General features: G+C 68.6%; 16 protein-coding genes, 1 tRNA gene and 1 pseudogene. 11 read left to right on the forward strand and 7 right to left on the reverse strand.

Annotation, left to right across the window (positions count from 1 at the left end):
- Positions 1–34 precede the first annotated feature (34 nt).
- Positions 35–739, forward strand: a complete 705-nt coding sequence (locus tag ACZ6DL_RS00880; protein WP_466048122.1) for a helix-turn-helix transcriptional regulator — start codon at positions 35–37, stop codon at positions 737–739.
- 127 nt (positions 740–866) lie between these two features.
- Here the strand turns inward: ACZ6DL_RS00880 and ACZ6DL_RS00885 are convergent, their stop codons facing one another.
- From ACZ6DL_RS00885 to ACZ6DL_RS00895, 3 genes are all read right to left on the reverse strand, one after another.
- A complete protein-coding gene (locus ACZ6DL_RS00885) occupies positions 867–1271 on the reverse strand; it encodes a VOC family protein (RefSeq protein WP_466048124.1) in 405 nt (134 codons plus the stop codon).
- 54 nt (positions 1272–1325) lie between these two features.
- On the reverse strand, positions 1326–1739 hold the full coding sequence (locus ACZ6DL_RS00890; protein ID WP_040868829.1) for an arsenate reductase ArsC: 414 nt from the start codon (positions 1737–1739) through the stop codon (positions 1326–1328).
- Between the two features lie 480 nt (positions 1740–2219).
- Entirely contained in the window at positions 2220–3131 is a 912-nt protein-coding gene (locus ACZ6DL_RS00895) for an oxygenase MpaB family protein (RefSeq protein WP_466048126.1), read from the reverse strand.
- Positions 3132–3242: 111 nt separating this feature from the next.
- On the opposite strand from ACZ6DL_RS00895, the gene ACZ6DL_RS00900 reads away from it, so the two are divergent.
- Complete coding sequence (locus ACZ6DL_RS00900; RefSeq protein WP_466048128.1) at positions 3243–3989, forward strand: SIR2 family NAD-dependent protein deacylase; 747 nt, start codon at positions 3243–3245, stop codon at positions 3987–3989.
- Positions 3990–4016: 27 nt separating this feature from the next.
- On the opposite strand, the gene ACZ6DL_RS00905 is transcribed toward ACZ6DL_RS00900, so the two are convergent.
- Positions 4017–5315 (reverse strand): D-arabinono-1,4-lactone oxidase, encoded by a 1299-nt coding sequence (locus ACZ6DL_RS00905; RefSeq protein ID WP_466048130.1) that lies wholly within the window; start codon positions 5313–5315, stop codon positions 4017–4019.
- Between the two features lie 54 nt (positions 5316–5369).
- On the reverse strand, positions 5370–6050 hold the full coding sequence (locus tag ACZ6DL_RS00910) for a TetR/AcrR family transcriptional regulator (protein ID WP_357116757.1): 681 nt from the start codon (positions 6048–6050) through the stop codon (positions 5370–5372).
- Between the two features lie 117 nt (positions 6051–6167).
- On the opposite strand from ACZ6DL_RS00910, the gene ACZ6DL_RS00915 reads away from it, so the two are divergent.
- The 8 genes and pseudogenes from ACZ6DL_RS00915 (at position 6168) to ACZ6DL_RS00950 (ending at position 14928) form a co-directional block, all read left to right on the forward strand.
- Entirely contained in the window at positions 6168–7667 is a 1500-nt protein-coding gene (locus ACZ6DL_RS00915) for an MFS transporter (protein ID WP_466048132.1), read from the forward strand.
- A 694-nt stretch (positions 7668–8361) separates the two neighbouring features.
- Positions 8362–8724 carry a DUF190 domain-containing protein gene (locus ACZ6DL_RS00920; protein ID WP_357116753.1) on the forward strand — a complete coding sequence of 121 codons (363 nt, stop codon included), beginning with the start codon at positions 8362–8364 and terminating at the stop codon, positions 8722–8724.
- Positions 8721–9008: a hypothetical protein gene (locus ACZ6DL_RS00925; protein WP_466048134.1), complete on the forward strand. Its 288-nt coding sequence runs from the start codon at positions 8721–8723 to the stop codon at positions 9006–9008. The genes ACZ6DL_RS00920 and ACZ6DL_RS00925 overlap by 4 nt, the downstream gene beginning before the upstream one ends.
- Before the next feature lie 47 nt (positions 9009–9055).
- Complete coding sequence (pgm, locus tag ACZ6DL_RS00930) at positions 9056–10699, forward strand: phosphoglucomutase (alpha-D-glucose-1,6-bisphosphate-dependent) (RefSeq protein ID WP_466048136.1); 1644 nt, start codon at positions 9056–9058, stop codon at positions 10697–10699.
- Positions 10689–11930 (forward strand): annotated as a pseudogene (locus tag ACZ6DL_RS00935) (MFS transporter); the annotation flags it as partial. The gene pgm and the pseudogene ACZ6DL_RS00935, both read left to right, overlap by 11 nt.
- Before the next feature lie 518 nt (positions 11931–12448).
- Positions 12449–13150 carry a DsbA family protein gene (locus tag ACZ6DL_RS00940; RefSeq protein ID WP_466048138.1) on the forward strand — a complete coding sequence of 234 codons (702 nt, stop codon included), beginning with the start codon at positions 12449–12451 and terminating at the stop codon, positions 13148–13150.
- Between the two features lie 722 nt (positions 13151–13872).
- Positions 13873–13945, forward strand: a tRNA-Ala gene (locus ACZ6DL_RS00945).
- A 161-nt stretch (positions 13946–14106) separates the two neighbouring features.
- A complete protein-coding gene (locus ACZ6DL_RS00950; RefSeq protein ID WP_466048140.1) occupies positions 14107–14928 on the forward strand; it encodes a DUF1206 domain-containing protein in 822 nt (273 codons plus the stop codon).
- A 6-nt stretch (positions 14929–14934) separates the two neighbouring features.
- Here the strand turns inward: ACZ6DL_RS00950 and ACZ6DL_RS00955 are convergent, their stop codons facing one another.
- Both ACZ6DL_RS00955 and ACZ6DL_RS00960 read right to left on the reverse strand, forming a co-directional pair.
- Positions 14935–15825 (reverse strand): class I SAM-dependent methyltransferase, encoded by an 891-nt coding sequence (locus ACZ6DL_RS00955; protein WP_466048142.1) that lies wholly within the window; start codon positions 15823–15825, stop codon positions 14935–14937.
- A 17-nt stretch (positions 15826–15842) separates the two neighbouring features.
- On the reverse strand, positions 15843–17207 hold the full coding sequence (locus ACZ6DL_RS00960; protein WP_466048144.1) for a flavin monoamine oxidase family protein: 1365 nt from the start codon (positions 17205–17207) through the stop codon (positions 15843–15845).
- 230 nt (positions 17208–17437) lie between these two features.
- Here ACZ6DL_RS00960 and ACZ6DL_RS00965 point away from each other — a divergent pair, with 230 nt between their 5' ends.
- Positions 17438–18685, forward strand: a complete 1248-nt coding sequence (locus tag ACZ6DL_RS00965; protein ID WP_466048146.1) for a cytochrome P450 — start codon at positions 17438–17440, stop codon at positions 18683–18685.
- The last annotated feature ends 80 nt before the right edge of the window (positions 18686–18765 follow it).

The following is an 18765-nucleotide window of genomic DNA, read 5'->3' on the forward strand; positions in this document are numbered from 1 at the left end:
TGTGGTCGGCGGTCCGGAGGGTAGCGTCGGTGTCATGAACGATGCCGCCTACCGGGAGCGGCCATCGCGGTACGAGGGCGCGGTGCGGTGGATCAAGACCGTCGATGGCGGTGGTGCGGCGCTGCCGGTGCTACCCGACGGCTGCATGGATCTGATCTGGATGGACGGCCGGTTGGTCGTCGCGGGGCCGGACACCCGCGCCCACCACCCCGGTGGAATCCCGGGTGATCGGTACGTCGGCATCCGGTTCTTTCCGGGTACCGCACCCGCGTGGCTGGGCGTTCCGGCCCGCGAGTTGCGCAATCGGCGGGTCGAATTGGCTCAGCTGTGGCCATCGGCTGTGGTCCGGCCGCTGGTCGATCGGATCGCGGCCGCCGACGATCAGGCGGCAGCGCTGGAACGCGTCGTGCGGTGGCGCGCGGCCGAGACCGAGCCGGCCGATCCGCTCATCCGGAAGGTGGTCGGCGCGCTCGACGCCGGATGGCCGGTGGCGGCGGTCGCCGACGCGGCCGGACTGGGGGAACGGACCTTGCACCGTCGTTCCCTGGACGCCTTCGGCTACGGCCCGAAAACCCTTGCGAGGGTGTTGCGTCTGCAACGCGCGCTGGCAGCGGCACGCGGCGGCGTGCCGCTCGCCGACACCGCGATGCGGGCCGGATTCGCCGACCAAGCGCACCTCTCCCGCGAGGTGCGCGCGCTGGCGGGAATTCCGTTGGGCGGCCTGCTCGCCAAGTCTTGACCACGTCGATGCGCGCGCGGGCTGGGTGCTGTCCGGGGACGCATCCGACCGGTCGAGACGGCGTACACGGCGGACTTCGTCGGGCAGCGTGTCCGGCTCCGTCTCGCGCCGTGCGGGTGGATATGGTTCAGCTGCTCGCGGACGGAAGAGCGGCGTACAGGTCGACGCCGTTGCCATCCGGATCCTGCACCACCGCGTAGCGCTGCCCCCAGAACGCGTCCCACGGTTTCAGCTCGCCGTGGTACCCGGCGTCCACGAGTTCGGCGTACACGGCGTCGACTTCCGTGGGATCGGCGCAGCGAAAAGCGACTGCGAGACGGCCCGCGCCGGTCGGGGGCCGCCACCCGGTGTGGAACGACTCGATGACGGCTTCGGTGTCCAGTGTGAGCCGCATGCCGTTGGGCAGCGCCGCCTCGGCATGTCCTTCCTGCTCGGAGCCCTCCGGGAAGGGGAGCCCGAGGCGGCGGTAGAAGGCCACCGAGGCGGCCATATCGCTGACGACGATGCCGATGACGTCGAGTTGTGGTGTCATACCGGCAGCGTAGGTAGCGGCGTGCGGACGCGTCTTGAACGAATCGGACAGCGCCTAGCGTGCGGGCGCGGGGACCAGTTCGGCGATGAGGTTCTCCACCAGGATGCGGATGTGGTCGCGGATGGTGCGCACCACGTCGAGGGACTGGTCCGCGGGGTCCGGCAGCATCCAGTCGCGGTAGCTGATGCCGGGGAAGAACGGGCAGGCGTCGCCCGCGCCCATGGTGACCACCACGTCGGAGATGCCGATCGCGTCCATCGTGAGCGGCTTGGGGGCGTGGCCGGAGATGTCGATGCCGATCTCGGCCATGGCGTCCACCACCGTGGCGTTCAGGGCCTCGGCCGGCGCGCTGCCCGCCGATCGCACGTCGAACCGGTCACCCGCGAGGGCGGTGAGGAATCCGGCAGCCATCTGCGAGCGGCCCGCGTTGTGCTCGCAGACGAACAGCACACTGGGCTTGTGGGACATGGGAACGCCTTTCGATGTGCAAGGTGGAGCATAAGTGTGCTGGCCGTCCGGCCGCGGTGAACCGAAACGCTTTCCTAGCGTACGAGATACGTATACCAGCGCGCCGCGAAGCGTTACGGCGCGACGTGCTCTCGCGGGTGCGCGCGTACGGCGACCGCAGGTCACAGGCCCGAATCCGTTATCACGCAGCTTTTGCGGCGCCTCGGGCTGCCGGAGCAATTGCCGCCACTCGCAGGGCAACGCCTCGCATCGATGCGCCGCGCTCCGCTGCTGAGGAATACGTGGTGCGTTCGGCGCAGTGGTGCGGGCGCGGTTCGACCGCTATGCCGCGTCGCGAAAGAGCGGCTCCGAGTTCGCGCCGCCAACACGCGTACCCCGGTCGACGCGGGTCGACCGGGGTACGGGCAGTGTCGGCGAATGGGATCGGGTCGCCCCGCCCCACCGACCGTGGTCACCCGGAAGCGGTTTTCCGGGCACGGGTCAGATCGGACGCAGGTCGATCATCTTGCGCAGCCGCTGCCGGTCGCGTTCCAGGCGGCGTGCTTCGTAGGCGATCGGGAAGTAGCGCAGGCGCTCCGGCAGCAGCGGGACCAGTCGCGCGATCAGCCAGCCGAGCACGCGCAGCTTGCGTTCGTCGGCCGCGGTCCAGGTCAGCCCGAGCTTGCGCCGCGCGACCTCGGGCGTGGTGCCGACCGTCACGAAGTACTGGAGCCAGCCGATCGGCGCCACCGCCGCCTTCCAGGCGGGATGCAGCGCGCGCGGCAGCTGCTTCGGCGGAGCGACGGAGCGGATCACCCGAAGGTAGTCGCGCGCGGTGTCCGTGGCGACCAGGTGGTTGGCGACGGTGTCTTCGAAGAACTTCTCGAACTCGGGGTAGTTCGCGGGGATCTCCTTGGGCGCCACCGAGAAATTGCGCAACAGCTGCAACGTCTCCTGGAAGTACGCCTCTTTGTCCGCCGCGGTGAGCGGTCGCTTGGCGAAGTACTTGGCGCTCTCGGTGAAGGCGAAGGTTCCGGTGTGCAGCACCCAGGCCCACGGGGCGCTGGACAGCGCGGTGTGCCGGACGCCGTTGGCGTCGGTGGTGTTCAGCGACGCGTGCAGTTCGCGCAGGCGGTCGGCCTCGGCCAGCGCTTCCTCGCCGCCGTAGACCCACATCATCACCGACGCCAGGCTGCGCATCGCGCGGCCCATGGGATCGGTGCGGAAGGTGGAGTACTCGTCCACCACCGCGGAGATGGTCGGCTCCATGGTTTGCAGCAGGAAGGCCGAGCCCGCCGTGAGGGAGAAGGTGACCAGACCGGTCTGCTCCCACATCTGTGTCCCCGGTTCGATCGGGCGGCGGGGCGGCAGCGTTCGCGCGCCGGTGGATTCGCGTGCGACGGACGCGGTCATCGTGATCTCCCTTGATCGGCCGAACTCAATACAATGAGATGATAACCCTACAAGTCTCTCATCGTCTATCCATGATCGGTGATCTCGGCGCTGCCCTTAGGCTGTGCGGATATGACGACCGAGTGGCGCAATCGTGGCGGCCGGATCGGGGTGCTCACGGGCGCGGGCATCTCCACCGATTCCGGCATCCCGGATTTCCGCGGCCCGCGCGGGGTGTGGACGAAGGATCCGATCGCCGAATTGCTGTCGACCTATCAGAACTATGTGGCCGACCCCGGCTTGCGGGAACGCGCGTGGCTCGCCAGACGGGACAATCCGGCCTGGCAGGCCGTACCCAACGCCGCGCACAACGCCCTCGCCGACCTGGAGCGGGCCGGGCGGGCGGTCACCATCATCACCCAGAACATCGATCGCCTGCATCAGCGGGCGGGGTCTTCGCCGGAGCGGGTGATCGAGATCCACGGCAACATGTTCGAGGTGGTCTGCATCGAGTGCGACTACCAGACCTCGATGTCCGCCACCTTGGAACGGGTGGCCGCGGGTGAGCCCGACCCGCCGTGCCCGGGCTGCGGCGGCATCCTCAAGTCGGCCACCGTGATGTTCGGTCAGCAGATGGACCGCCGCATCATGACCAAGGCCGCGCTCACCGCGCAGACGAGCGACGTCTTCCTGGCAATCGGAACGTCGTTGCAGGTCGAGCCCGCCGCGTCGATGTGCTCCGTCGCGGTGGAGAACGGTGCGGATCTGGTCATCGTGAACGCCGAGCCGACGCCCTACGACGACATGGCCACCGAGATCATCCGCGAACCCATCGGCACGGCCGTGCCCCGCCTGGTCGCGGAGATTCTCGCCGCGTGACCGCGGCGTGCGTGCGGTGAGCCGGGTTCAGCCGACCGGCCCGAGCACCCGGTCGAGGTAGGGATTGGCGAAACGCCCCTTCGGGTCGAAGCGCCGGCGCACCTCGGCGAACCGATCCCAATCGGGATAGCGGTCCCGCAGGGTCGCCGCGGTCTGGAAGTGGCGTTTGCCCCAGTGCGGGCGGCCCTGGTAGCGGTCGAACACCGCTTCGCAGGCGCGGAAGTACGGCTCGAAGTCCATGCCCCGGTATTGGTGCACCGCGATGTAGCAGGTGTCGCGGCCGCCCGCCGGGGACAGGAAGGCGTCGTCGGGTGCGACCCACCGCACCTCGATGGGCATCGGGGTATCGAAACGAGTGGTCAGTTCCTTGATCTCGCGGATCGCGTCGACGGAATGCGCGCGCGGGATGGCGTACTCCATCTCGGTGAAGCGGACCAGGCGGGGCGAGGCGAACACCCGGTAGGAGCGGTCCACCTGACGCCGGTAGCTGCCCGCGTAGGCGGCGCTGCGCTGGATGAAGGGGACCAGGCGCGGTTGCCTGCGGCTCAGTCTGCACAGCGCGTCGAACAGGTGATTGGACATCAGGATGTCGGCGAACCAGTCCACCGCCTTGGGGCGCGGCTGCTCGGGCAGGGTCACGCGATTGTTGCGCTTGGTCATGGCCAGCGGACTGTGCGCGAACATGTAGAACTCGAAATGGTCGTTGCCGTCGATGAACGAATCCAGGTCCGAGAGCACCTCCTCCACCGGGATCGGCCGTTCGACGCCCTCCAGCACGAACGACGGCGCCATCCGCAGGGTCACGGCGGTGACGACACCCAGTGCTCCGATGCCGACCCGCGCCGCCCGCCAGCCGTCGGGGTCGGTGTGCTCGTTCAGTTCCACCCGGGCGCCGTCCGCCTGCGTCAATTCCAGCGAATGCACCGCGGCGGACAGGTTCTGCAAGGTGGCGCCCGTGCCGTGGGTGGCGGTGGCGATGGCGCCCGCGACGGTCTGCACATCGATGTCGCCCAGGTTCGGGAAGGCGAGGCCGTGCTCGTGCAGGGCGGTGCTGGCCGCGTTCAGGCTGATGCCCGCTTCCACCCGCACCAGGCCGCTCGCCTGGTCGACATCGATGACGCGGTTCAGCTTCGCCAGGCTCAGCAGCGTGCCGTCGGTCAGGACGGCGTCGGTGAACGAATGACCGGTGCCGGCGACGCGCACGGTCCGGCCGGCGGCTTCGGCGTCGGCGAGCAGGCCGACGACTTCCTCGACGGAGCGCGGTGTGGCGATGATCGCGGGCGCACACTGTTGATCGCCTGCCCAGTTCACCCACGAGTTGGTCATGTGACCAACTTTACGGGAGCGAACGTGACGTGCGCTACTTACGGTGCGATTTCGCTACCGCTTGCGCCAGCCGCAGGTCAGATGCTGCTTGGCGTGCTCGACTTCGGCGTCGGTCAGCGGGGGGACATCGAGATGCCTGCGCGGCGTGCCGTCGCCCCGCAGGCCGTTCAACATGATGGCCATATACCGCTGCCAGACATCGGGATTGACCGGCTTGGCGAACTCGGCGAGCCCGTCGACCATGTGCACGAGTGCGAAGAAGTCCGAGGGCTCGATGCCGTCGGCGAGCACGCCCGCGTCGCGCGCGCGAGCGCAGATGGCGGTCACGGTGGGCTTGATGCGATCGCGCACGACCGCGAACCGGTCGGTCTCGTCGTCCTCGAGTTCGAGCATGACCTCGCTGAAGCCTCGGTTGGTGGCCATGTGTCTGCACGCGTACTCGAAGAATTCGACGAGTCCGAACCAGGGGTCGGGATGTCGGTAGGCGGCGTCGGCCGCGTCGGCGAAATCGTTCAGGTTCTGGTCGAAGACCTCGACGATCAGTTCCTTCTTGTTCGCGAAGCGGCGATAGACCGTACCGACACCCACGCCCGCGCGTTCGGCCACGTCGTCGAGTGTGATCTCGAGTCCGTGGTCGGCGAACAGTTCCCGCGCCGCGGCGATGATGCGCTGCTGATTGCGTGCGGCATCGGCCCGCAGACGCCGGGGTGGAGAGGCGACCGTGGCGTGATTCACACCGCCATTCTATCAACCTCGGGGATTAACCGGAGGCGTTGTCTCCGTTATCGTGATAGCTTCTTCAGTTAAGTGGAGGAGTTTCCTCCGGATCAATGCTAGAGACAAAGGGGACACATGACTACCGCCATCGACCGTGGGGCCCCCGCCCCTGAGCAGACGGGAAGCGAGCGGCGCGGCTCGCACGCCCTGCGCTGGTGGGTGCTCGCCGTCCTCGGTGTCGCCCAGCTGATGGTCGTGCTCGACGCGACCGTGGTGAACATCGCGCTGCCCGCCGCGCAGGCGGATCTCGGCTTCAGCGACGGCGACCGCTCCTGGGTGGTCACCGGCTACGCGCTGGCGTTCGGCAGCCTGCTGCTGCTCGGCGGACGCCTCAGCGACCTGTTCGGCAGGCGCAACACCTTCATCATCGGCCTGGTCGGCTTCGCGGTCGCCTCCGCCATCGGTGGCGCGGCCACCAGCTTCGAGATGCTGGTCGCCGCCCGGGTCGGACAGGGTGTCTTCGGCGCGCTGCTGGCGCCCGCCGCTCTCTCGCTGCTCACGGTGACCTTCACCGAGCCGTCCGAGCGGGCGAAGGCGTTCGGCATCTTCGGTGCCGTCGCAGGCACCGGCGGCGCGATCGGGCTGCTGCTCGGCGGCGCGCTCACCGAATGGGCCTCGTGGCGCTGGGTGATGTTCGTCAACCTCGCCTTCGCGGCCGTCGCTCTGGTCGGCGCGGTGCTGCTGCTGGCCAAGCACGCGAGCACCGAGCGGCCCAAGCTGGACATCCCCGGCACGCTCGTGGTCACCGCCGGTCTGTTCGGCATCGTCTACGGGTTCTCGCACGCGGAGTCGGACGGGTGGACCAACGGCGTCACCCTCGCGTTCCTGCTCGGCGGCGCGGCGCTGATCGCGGTGTTCGCCTGGCTGGAGACCCGGGTCGCGCACCCGCTGCTTCCGATGCGGATCGTGCTCGACCGGATGCGCGGCACCTCCTACCTGACGGTGTTCGTCATGGGCATCGGGATGTTCGCGATCTTCCTGTTCCTCACGTATTACATGCAGCTCACCCTGGGCTACTCGCCGATCATGACCGGCGTCGCGTTCCTGCCGATGGTCGCCGCCATGGTGGCCTCCTCGACCACCGCGCCGTCGCTGCTGCTGCCGAAGCTCGGCCCGAAGATCGTGGTCAGCGGCGGCTTCCTGATCGCGGCGGCGGGCATGGCCTGGCTGACCCGGATCGGCTTGGACACCGGCTACGCCAGCCACATCCTGCCCGCCCTGATCCTGCTCGGTCTCGGCCTCGGCGGCGCGATGTCGACCGCCTTCCAGGGCGCCACCTCGGGCGTGCAGCACGAGGACGCGGGTGTGGCCTCGGCCATGATCAACACCAGCCAGCAGGTCGGCGGCTCGATCGGCACGGCGTTGCTGAGCACGATCGCGGCGTCCGCGGCCACCGACTACCTGTCCACCCGCACGCCGGATCCGCTGTCCATCGCCCAATCCGCGATCGAGAGCTACACCACCAGTTTCTGGTGGGCCACGGCGATCTTCGTGGCGGGCGGCATCCTCACCGCGGTGCTGATGCCGAGCACGGTGCCGGTGCCCACCGAGGGAGAACCGGTACTCGCGCACTGATCCGAGTGCGCCACCGCCTATCCGGTTCCGTATCGCACGGCCGCCGCTCCCGCGACCTCGTCGCGGGGGCGGCGGCCGTCGTTGTCGGACCGCACGGCGCGCGATCCGCTTCGTCGGTGCGCGCGGCGAGGTGCACGCGTCGTACCCCACCCGAATCTGTGCTCCGCGATTGCCAATCGGCCGCTCTCGGCGTGCGAGTGCCGTGTCGAGGAGGAACCCTTCGGTCCGCCGCCGCCATCCGAATCAGGGCGGTCCGCGGCGTCGCGCGGACTCGCGCCGCCCGTCCGCCGCGCAGGCAAAGTGCTCCAGAATCACTGTTATCGGTGCAAGATACAAGGTAAGTAAATGCGGCGGGCTGTGCTGTGAGCGGCCCCCTTTCCGACCTACGCGGTAAATATCGTGGGATGCTTTGCACATCGGAACCCGCGAGGATTCCGGCCGCTCACGCGTGGGTAGCCAAGAGACTGCTGCGCACCCTTCTCGGCATCGGCGCACCCGGCGGTCGCACCACCCTCTCCACCCCACCCGCGGGGTTCGTAGACTCCTCGGACCGGGCGCGGCACTCCCCGCGCTCGGCCGCCTCGGGGAGTGGCGGTGGTGCGGCCGGGACGGCGGAGCCCGGCGGGCATGGCACGGTGATTACCTGGTTCGGCTCGGCGATCGACGGGAACGGCACGACGGAAGGGGGCAGGCAATGAGTGGTTCGCAAACGGGCGCTGCCACGGCGGGACGATGGCGGCCCGCCGCACGGCTCACCGTGCTGCTCGACGAGGACGACAAGTGGCGGCACACGCCCCTGTATCACGAGATCGTGCGCCGGGCCAGAGATACCGGCCTGGCGGGGGCCAGCGTGTGGCGTGGCATCGAGGGCTACGGTGCGTCCTCGCACGTGCACACCACCCGGATCCTCGACGTCGCCGACCACCTTCCGTTATTGCTGATGCTGGTCGACGAGCCGGAACGCCTGCGCGCCTTCGTCGAGCGGAATGCCGAGCTGTTCGCTTCGGTCAACGTCACCTTGGTGCCGGTGGACCAGTGGCAGGAAGGTGAGCGATGACCAGACGCGGCAAGCCCGCCGGATCCGCCGTAGCCCCTGTGGCCGCAGCGGGTTTCACCTCGCCGCCGCTGTCATACGCGGCGGCCGTTACCATTGTCGGTTCGGCGCGGCTCGGCGATCTGAGCGGCGCGTCGGCGGGCCATCGGCCGCTCGCCGCCGCGGAAGCAGGCTTCCGCACCGTGCCGACCACGTTCAACATGTACGGCTACGAGATGTTCCGGCGGGTGGCCGACGTGAACGACGTGGCCGTGGGGTCGGCGGTGGTCGGGCGGTCGTGGACATGATCCTCATGACGAGCCGGGCGCAGCCGATACGGAAGGGAGACCCGAGCATGGCCCACGATCGAGCCGGGCGTTCCGCACGTCCCACCGATCTGGAAGACATCGCGCACCTGGTGACGGCGTACTACAGCCGTGTTCCGGACGCGTCGGATCCGGCCCAGCGGGTGGCGTTCGGAACGTCGGGACATCGCGGCTCCAGCCTGGACGGCGCCTTCAACGAGGCGCACATCCTGGCGATCACGCAGTCGATCGTGGAGTACCGCGCCACCCGGGGCATCACCGGCCCGGTCTATCTCGCCAGGGATACCCACGCCCTGTCCGAGCCCGCCTGGACCACCGCGCTCGAGGTGCTCGCCGCCAACGACGTCACCGCGGTCATCGATGCGCGCGACCGCTACACCCCCACGCCCGCGCTGAGTCACGCTGTGCTGCGCCACAATCGGGGCGGCGCCAAGCATCAGGCCGACGGCATCGTGGTCACCCCGTCGCACAACCCACCTCGCGACGGCGGCTTCAAATACAACCCGCCGCACGGCGGCCCGGCGGACAACACGGCCACCGACGCCATCGCCGCGCGCGCGAACGAACTGCTGCGTGACGGGCTCACCGGGGTCAAGCGCACCACGTTGCAGCGCGCGCTGGCCGACGGCGTGGAACGCTACGACTATCTCGACAACTACATCGACGACCTGCCCAACGTGCTGAACCTGGACGCGATCCGCGGCGCGGGCATCCGGCTCGGCGCCGACCCGATGGGCGGCGCCAGCGTCGACTACTGGGAGGAGATCGGTCAGCGCTACGATCTCGAACTCGAGGTGGTCAATCCGTTCGTGGATCCCACCTGGCGGTTCATGACCCTCGACAGCGACGGCAAGATCCGGATGGATCCGTCCTCCCGCTATGCGATGGCTTCGCTGATCGGGATCAAGGACGACTACGACATCTCCACCGGCAACGACGCCGACGCCGACCGGCACGGCATCGTCACGCCCGACGGCGGGTTGATGAATCCGAACCACTTCCTCGCGGTGGCCATCGAATACCTGGTCGCCAACCGGATGGGGTGGGATGCGCTGACCAAGATCGGCAAGACCGCGGTGACCTCGTCGATGATCGACCGGGTCGTCTCCGTGCTCGGGCGCGACGTGCACGAGGTGCCCGTCGGATTCAAGTTCTTCGTTCCCGGATTGTTCAGCGGCAGCCTGGCATTCGGCGGGGAGGAGAGCGCGGGCGCGTCGTTCCTGCGGATGGACGGCACGGTCTGGACCACCGACAAGGACGGCATCCTGCTCGCGCTGCTGGCCGGCGAGATCGCCGCGGTCACCGGCCAGAGCCCGTCGGCGCGCTACGTCGAACTCGAACGCCGCTACGGCAGCCCCGCCTACGCGCGGATCGACGCACCCGCCACCGTGGAACAGAAACAGCTGCTCGCGAAGTTGACTCCGGACATGATCACGACGAAGGAGATCGCCGGCGAGCCCGTCACCGCCGTGCTCACCAGGGCTCGGGGCAACGGCGCGCCACTGGGCGGCCTGAAGGTGACCACCGAGAACGCGTGGTTCGCCGCGCGCCCCTCCGGCACCGAGGACAAGTACAAGATCTACGCGGAGTCGTTCCACGGACCCGAGCACCTCGCCGAGGTGCAGACCGCCGCGGAGGAATTGGTGGGGCAGGCGCTGTCCGGTGACCGGTAGATCCAAGCCCCTGCCCAGCGAGATCTGGGTGCTGGTCGGGGGCGCGTTCGTCATCGCCATCGGGTTCGGCCTGGTCGCCCCGGTGCTGCCGCAGTTCGCGCGCGGATTCGGCGTCGGCGTGGCGGCCGCCTCGGCCATCGTCTCCGCGTTCGCGCTGATGCGGTTGCTGTTCGCACCCGTGAGCGGGCGGCTGGTGCAGCGGCTGGGGGAGCGCTCGGTCTACCTCGGCGGGCTGCTGATCGTCGCGGCGTCCACCGGCGCGAGCGCCCTGGCCCAGAGCTATTGGCAGCTCATGGTGCTGCGGTCGCTCGGCGGCATCGGCTCGACCATGTTCACCGTGTCGTCGCTGGCGCTGGTCATCCGGATGTCGCCGCCCGAACAGCGCGGCCGGGTCTCGGGACTGTGGTCGACCAGCTTCCTGGTCGGCTCGGTGAGCGGGCCGCTGGTGGGCGGCGGGTTGTCCGGGCTCGGGCTGCGCTGGCCGTTCGTCATCTACGCCGTGGCGTTGTTCGTCGTCAGCGTCGTGGTGTACTTCAGCCTGCGCAATTCGGAGTTGGCAGCGCCGGAGCCGGTAGGCGGCGCCCGCATGATGTCCTTCCGCGAGGGCTGGGCGCGGCCGGAGTACCGGGCGGTGCTGCTGTCGAACTTCGCCAACGGAGCCGCCGTGTTCGGTGTCCGGATGGCTCTGGTGCCGCTGCTCGTCGTCGAGGTGCTGCACCAAGCGCCGGGTATGGCCGGTGTCGCGTTGACGGTGTTCGCCGCGGGCAACGTCACGGTGCTGTTCGCCGCGGGGCGGCTGTCCGACCGGTGGGGACGGAAACCCTTCGTGATCAGCGGCTCGCTGGTGTGCGCGGTCGGCACGGCGGGGCTCGGCCTGGCCACCGACCTTCCCTGGCTGCTCGCCACCTCGTTCCTGGCCGGGGTCGGTTCCGGCATGTTCACCCCTACCCAGCAGGCGGCCGTCGCCGACATCATCGGCCCCAAGGCGCGCGGCGGGCCGGTGCTGGCCGGTTTCCAGATGGCCGCCGACCTCGGCACCGTCATCGGGCCGGTCGCCGTCGGAGCCCTGGCCCAGCAGGTGTCCTACGGTCTCGCGCTCGGAGTGACCGGCGCCCTGCTCGCGGTTGCGGCGCTCGTCTGGACTGTCGTGCCCGAGCCGCTGCGGCGGGGGGCTCCCGCTCACTCGGAGATGCCGTCCGAACGCTCCGCGGGAGCGGACGACGCCGAGCGGCAATCGGCGCGGATCGACCGTGCGCTGAACGAAGTGTCCGGCGCGCCGGTCGCCGACAGTCCGGTGCCAGTGGTGGCCGAGCCTATGGCGGTTCCGGGAGTGGGTTCGGCGGATCCGCAAGTCGTGGTTGATCGGCGGGAGTCGGTGACGGATAGTGTCCCGACGGTGGCGGAGTCCGACGGGCCGTCTGGCTGTCCCCCGGCCGGGATCGGCGATCACCGTGGTGCGGCAGCCGACGCCAGACCCGTGCGGACCGCGCCGGCCACCGCGGTCGTCGACTCCGACGAGGCGGAATATCCGCCGGGGCGCCCGATGTCTCGCGGCAAACGTCGGCGACCGGAGCGGCGTGCCCGCCGCAAGCGCTGAGCTACCCGGAAGCGGTCCCGGATTCCCGGCGAGCATTCCGGTAGCCGCGCGGTAGGCGGCCGTCGGATCAGTGGCCCGGCGGGGGGAGCGGCGGTTCGTTGCGGCAAAGTGTCAATGTGAGCGAATCGCGTTCGAACTACACTCCACGGCCGATGTCCAGTGCGACCACCTACGCGCTCGGTGCGGTCGCTCTCGTGCTGATCGTGCTCATCGTCATCGCGGCGATCCGCTGGGGGCGAGACGACGCGGCCGTCCGCAACGACGGCTACGGTTCGGTGCGGGACCCCGCGGTGCACTCGATGCTCGAGCAGAACGGGTCGATCCTGCTCGGCCGCCCGGACGCGAAGAAGACCATCGACATCTTCGAGGACCCGCTGTGCCCCGGCTGCGGCAGCCTGGAGCGCATCTACGGCCAAGAGATCGCGCAGCAGATCGATGCGGGCGCGCTGGCCGTGCGCTATCGCCTGGTGAACTTTCTCGACGGCCGCTCCCGGAGCAAGGACTACTCGACGCGCGCCGTCGCCGCGAACCGGTGTGTGGCCGAAGCGGGTTCGGGGCCGGTCTACTCCAAGTTCCACACCGAACTGTTCACCGCGAAGCGTCCCAGCGAAGGCGGCGCCGACCTGAGCAACGAGGAACTCGCCGCGATAGCGGGCGACGCCGGAGCCGCCGAGCCCGTGCGGCAATGCATCGCGACCGGTGCCGAGGTCGACTCCGCGCGCAACACGGCGATGGCGCAGACCGCGGCGCTCGGCGAAGCGCTGGGCGGCTCCGCGGCCACCCCCGCGGTGTTCGACGGCACGACCAAGGTCGACACCAACGACGAGAACTGGGTGGTTTCGCTCGCCGGTTGAGTAGGGCTGAAGGCGCCGCGCGTGAGTGTAGGGCCGACATCCGCCGAGCACGTCCCGACCTCAGACACAGCGGACCTTCACTAGCTGCATCAACGGGTGCTGGCGGCATCCTCGGCCGCCCATGGGGGAGAGAGGATAGGCGCGGTAACCGACTCAGGCCCAGCTCGTACCAGGCAAGGTCGGTGATCTTGTCCTTCCGGCGGGCTCCGTCGCCGGATGCCGACTCGGCAATGTAGTCGAGTTCCTTGTGATCCGGGCGAACGGAAGGACCGGGACGCCGACTCCACCAAATCGACGCCCCGGCCCACTCGACGGCACGACCCGACATCCCCAGCCCCCGAGATCGCCGCTCGCCGAGTTTTCAGTTGGCCTGGGGCCGGGCAGCGGCTCCACCTGCCGCTGCCCGGCCCGCGCACTCGACAGCGCGATCCGGCCCCCTGTCCCTAGACCGCACCTCGAGGTGTCTCACATCCGCTCCGACTCCCGTCGGGGAGCCGGACACTCGAAACGAACAAACCAGCAACCCCATCTGCTCTGGCCGTTCCGAGCGTCCAACCGGCTATCGCCCTACGCCCTGATCGAAATTCGATTCGAACATGTGTTCGATACTAAGCCAATTGGTCCCCCTCTGTCACCCCCTGAATCGAGGCGATTTGGTCGCCGACATGCCGTTGGTGTAACTTCATTCAAGCGCGGCCGGGAAGCCGGAGCGCAACCAACCAGGGGCTATGGCGCAGCTGGTAGCGCACCACACTGGCAGTGTGGGGGTCAGGGGTTCGAGTCCCCTTAGCTCCACTTTTCTTCTCGAAGGCTCATGCTCACCCAGAGCATGAGCCTTTCCCGTTTCCACGGTGTTCACGGGTGCGATTCCGCCATGTGCTTTCCCGGCGGATCTGGGTAACCGGTCGATGTTCTGTGACCGGCCCCCGTGCCGCAGCACCCGTTGGAGAAGCATCATGACTGACACGAATCTCTCGCACGCCTCGTCCACCGCGGGTCGGATCGCCCAGAACGACATGTTCGCGCGGTTTGCCCGCGCGGGCTACGTCATGTCGGGCCTGGTCCATCTGCTGATCGGCTACATCGCCATCCGGCTCGCGCTCGGTGGCGGGGGTAGCGCCGATCAGTCGGGGGCGATGGCCGAACTGGCCGCTAAACCGGGTGGGGTGGTCACCCTGTGGATCGGCGTGGTCGCGTTCGTGCTGATGGCGCTGTGGCGGCTGGCGGAGGCGGTCTTCGGCAAAGCGTCCGAGCCGGGCTCCGGCAGCGTGAAGTCCGAGGCGTTCGACCGGGTCAAGGCGCTCTCGCTGTCGGTGGTCTACCTCGCGTTCGCGATCACCGCTTTCCGCTTCGCGCAGGGCAGCGGACAGTCCAGCAGCAGTCAGAGCGTCGGGCTCACCGCGCGTCTGATGCAGCACACGGCGGGAACGGTCGCGCTGGTCGTGGGCGGACTGATCATCATCGGCGTGGGCGGCTACCACGTGTACAAGGGAGCGAGCCGGAACTTCCTCGACGACCTCCGAGGGACCCAGGGCGCCTTCGTGCGGCGGCTCGGCACCGTGGGATACATCGCCAAGGGACTCGCCGTCGCCGCGGTCGGGTTGCTGGTCATCCTCGCCGCGACGAAAGACGATCCGAACAAGTCCGCCGGGCTGGACGGAGCCTTGAAGACGCTCGGCGCGCAACCCTTCGGCGTGGCCCTGCTCCTCATCGCCGGGTTGGGCATCATCACCTACGGGCTCTACAGCTTCGTCATGGCCCGCAGCGCCAAGATGTAGGGCCGGTCAACGCACCGCGGTCAGCAGCCGGGACTGCCGCCACAGGTTGTCGAGTTCCTCGGGGAGGTCCGGGACCGATCGCCCGTAGGACGCGGCCAGCTCGCTCGGACTGAAGCAGCGCACCGACCAGCCGTGGCCGGACAGCCACTGCGCGGGATCGGCCCGCTCGTCGTCGTAGAACAGTTCGGCCGGGTCGATGTCCCCGAACGGGTTGCAGCGGTCGAAATACTTCGTCTCGATGCTCGCGAAGCGTTTGACGTCGACGCCGGTCACGAAGCTCTCCACGGCGAGGTGGCTGCCGGGTGCGGACAGCTCGTCGATGTGCTCGAACAATCTGTCCTGCGCCGCGCCGGGCAGATAGGGCAGCAGCCCCTCGGCCGACCATGCGGTGGGCTCATCGGGGTGGAAGCCCGCGCCGCGCAGTGCGGCCGGCCAGTCCTCGCGCAGGTCCACCGGCACTGTGCGCCGCCGGGCCTTCGGTCGTGCGCCGTTCTCGGTGAGAACCTTCTCCTTGAACTCCAGGACTTTGGGCTGATCGATCTCGAACACCGTGGTCGCCGGGGGCCAGTCGAGACGATGCGCTCGCGCGTCCAATCCCGCCGCGACGATCACGGCTTGCCGAACGCCGTCCGCGACGGCCGACAGGAAGAACTCGTCGAAGAACTTGGTGCGCAAGCCCATGAAGCCGGGGACCAGCGGCGTGTCCGCGAGCGGGGAGGGATCGGCCAGCAGCCCGGTGAAATGCGGATGACCCGCGGCCGCCACGAACAGCGGCGCGTAATCGTCCTGGATCAAGGGATCGGGAGAGGCCGCCTCCAGCGCACGAAACGTCGCCACACCCAACGCGGTGAGCCCGACGCTACTGACGATGTCCCAGACGTCTCCATCGGTTCGCATACCGCACCCACTTCCCGTCAGCCCACCACGGCGGTCTCGTGTTCCATGACTTCGCTGGCCGCGCGTTCGCCGGAGCGGATGGCCCCGTCGATCCAGCCGCACATCACCGCGGAACTCTCCGTGCCCGCCCAGTGGATGCGTCCGCACGGCTCGCGCAGCGCATGGCCGAATTGCGTGAGCACGCCGGTCGGCGCGTGGCTGAGCATGCCGCCGCCGGAGTACCGCTCGGCACTCCAGTTCTGCTCGATGTACTCGACGGGGGAGCCCGCTTTTCGGCCGAACCGCTCGACGAGTGCACCGAGTACCGCGCTTCTTCGTTCGGTTTCGTCGAGTCGGCCCACCTGTCGTGCGATGGGCCCCTCGATGATCACGCACAGGACCCCGGGCCGTCCGGTGTCCGTGCACGCGTCGATGGTGACCGTGGCGGGCGAGCCCGGGGCTACCGACTGTCCCGACAGGCCGTCGTCGCGCCAGAACGGTTCGTCGTACACGGCGGAGACCTTGATGATCGAGCCGCTCGGCATGCGCTGATGCAGGAACGATCGGTCTACCGGCAACATCGGCCGGTAAGAGATCTGGCCTGCGATCGCGAGGGGGACGGCTACGATCGCCCGGCGCGCGCGCACCGTCAGATCGGTCGCGCGGACCATGACTCCCTCGTCGTCCTGATGGATGCAGCGCACCGGCTGCGACAGGTGGATCGAATCGCCGAGTTCGGCCGCCATCGGCCGGTAGATCGCGCCCATGCCACCGACCGGCCGAGCATCCTGCGCCGCGTCTTTGACGCCGAGGACGAAGCTGGGCCCCCCGCCCGACGCCATCTGGTACAGCACGAAAAGCAACGACACCTCCGAGGCCGCTGACGTGTAGCAGCCGGCTATGGCCGTCTCGAGCAGATCGTGCGCGGGCTTGGACAGCACATTGCCTTCCAGCCAGTGCGCCAAGCTGACCTGATCCCACTTGTCGGCCTTCTTCGCCGACCACGGCGCTTCCAGGGGAACCGACTTGCACATATGCCCCAGCTCGAGGAACACCGCCCCGAGGTTCATCGTCGCCCACGGACTCATGGTCCAGGGGATGGTGCCGGTGTACCGGTGCTGCTTGCCGTCGACGACCATCATCGCCTCGCCGTCGGTGTACTGCTTGTAGCTCGGTACCCCGTATTCGGTCATCAGCGCCCGGACGCGATCTTGACCCGGCCCGATCCAGGCGCCGCCGAGATCGATCCACGACCCGTCGTCACGCACTCGGGTGAACGTGCGCCCCCCGAGCCGGTCGCGCGCTTCCAGCAGCGCCACCGATCGGCCCATTTGTTTCAGCCGCAGCGCGGCCGTCAGTCCCGCGAAACCCCCGCCGATTACGCAAAAGTCGACGTCTGTCATGGCGTGCCGTCCTCGTGTCGCAGTAGCGCGCACGGCCGCCGTGTCACCTGCGCTCGACCGGAGCTCTCAGCACAGCGGGTGCATCGCCTTCGATCAGGTCTACGCGTCGAATCTCGGGCAATTCTATAGCAAATTGCACTGGGCGGTCATCTCTCGCCATTTGCCGTACGGACGCTCGGCAAGCTGCCTACGCTTCTGATCTTGTTGTCCGACCGCCTGGAGCCCTTTCGATGACGATGTCCCCGTCCTCCGCGCACAGCCACGCGCCGCATGGTTCGCCGATCGATACCGACGGACCGCGGATCCCTTTGTACTCCGCCGAATTCGCCGCGGACCCGCACGCTGCCTATCGCGAGATGCGGACGCGGTACGGCTCGCTGGCGCCGGTGGAACTGGCGCCGGATATACCGGCGACGTTGGTGATCGGCTATCACGCCGCCGTGCGGATCGTGAACGACCCGGAGCACTTTCCGGCCGACCCCCGCGCGTGGCAGCAGGACGTCGCCGCCGACTGCCCGGTGCTGCCGATGATGCAGTGGCGGCCCAACGCGTTGCGGAATGCCGGGGCCGAGCATGCCCGCTACCGGCAGGCCAACGTCGCGGGGCTGGAGAAGATCGACCTGTACGGCTTGCGCGACACGGTCGCGCAGCTGGCGACGCCGCTGATCAACTCGTTCTGCGCGGACGGGTCCGCGGATGTGGTGCGCCAGTACGCGTTTCCGCTTTCCTTCGCGGTGCTGAACGCCATGCTGGGTTGCCCGGCCGAGATCGCTCAGCGCGCCGCCACCGGCATGGCCGCGATCTTCGAGGGTGTCGATGCCGAGCGCGGGAACAAGATGCTCATCGATTCGCTGGGGGAACTGACCCTGCTGAAACGGGCCGAACCCGGGGACGACATCACCACGCGGATGCTGCGGCACCCGGCCGAGCTGAGCGACACCGAAATGGTGCACCAGCTGGGCACGCTGTACGGCGCCGGCATCGAGCCCCAGCAGAATCTGATCGTCAACACGCTGCTGCTGATCCTCACCGACGAGCGGTTCGGCGGCAGTGTGCTCGGCGGCAGCCTGTCCACCCGGGACGCTCTGGACGAGGTGCTGTTCAACGATCCGCCGATGGCGAACTTCTGCTTCAGCTTCCCGAAGCAGCCGATCCTCATCGACGACGTCTGGTTGCCCGCTCATCAACCGGTCGTGATCAGCATCGCCGCCTGCAACACCGATCCCGCGATCCGCGCCGGACAATTCGCGGGCAATCGTGCCCATCTCGCGTTCGGCGGGGGTCCGCACGCGTGTCCGGCGAATTCGCTCGCCTATCTGATCGCCCAGGACGCGATCGATCAACTGCTCGACGCCCTGCCGGAGATCCGCCTCGCGGTAGAGCCAGGTGAACTGACCTGGCGGCCGGGCCCGTTCCACCGAGCGCTGACCGCTCTGCCGGTCGTCTTCCCGGAGTCTGCGCCGTTGCCGCTGCTGTGAGCCGTGGGCAACCACCGGACGCGACGAGCGCGAGGTGTTTCATCCGCTCGAACTTGTAAGTTAGGTTCGCCGAACTTATC

Source organism: Nocardia sp. NPDC041819 (genome assembly GCF_055590505.1).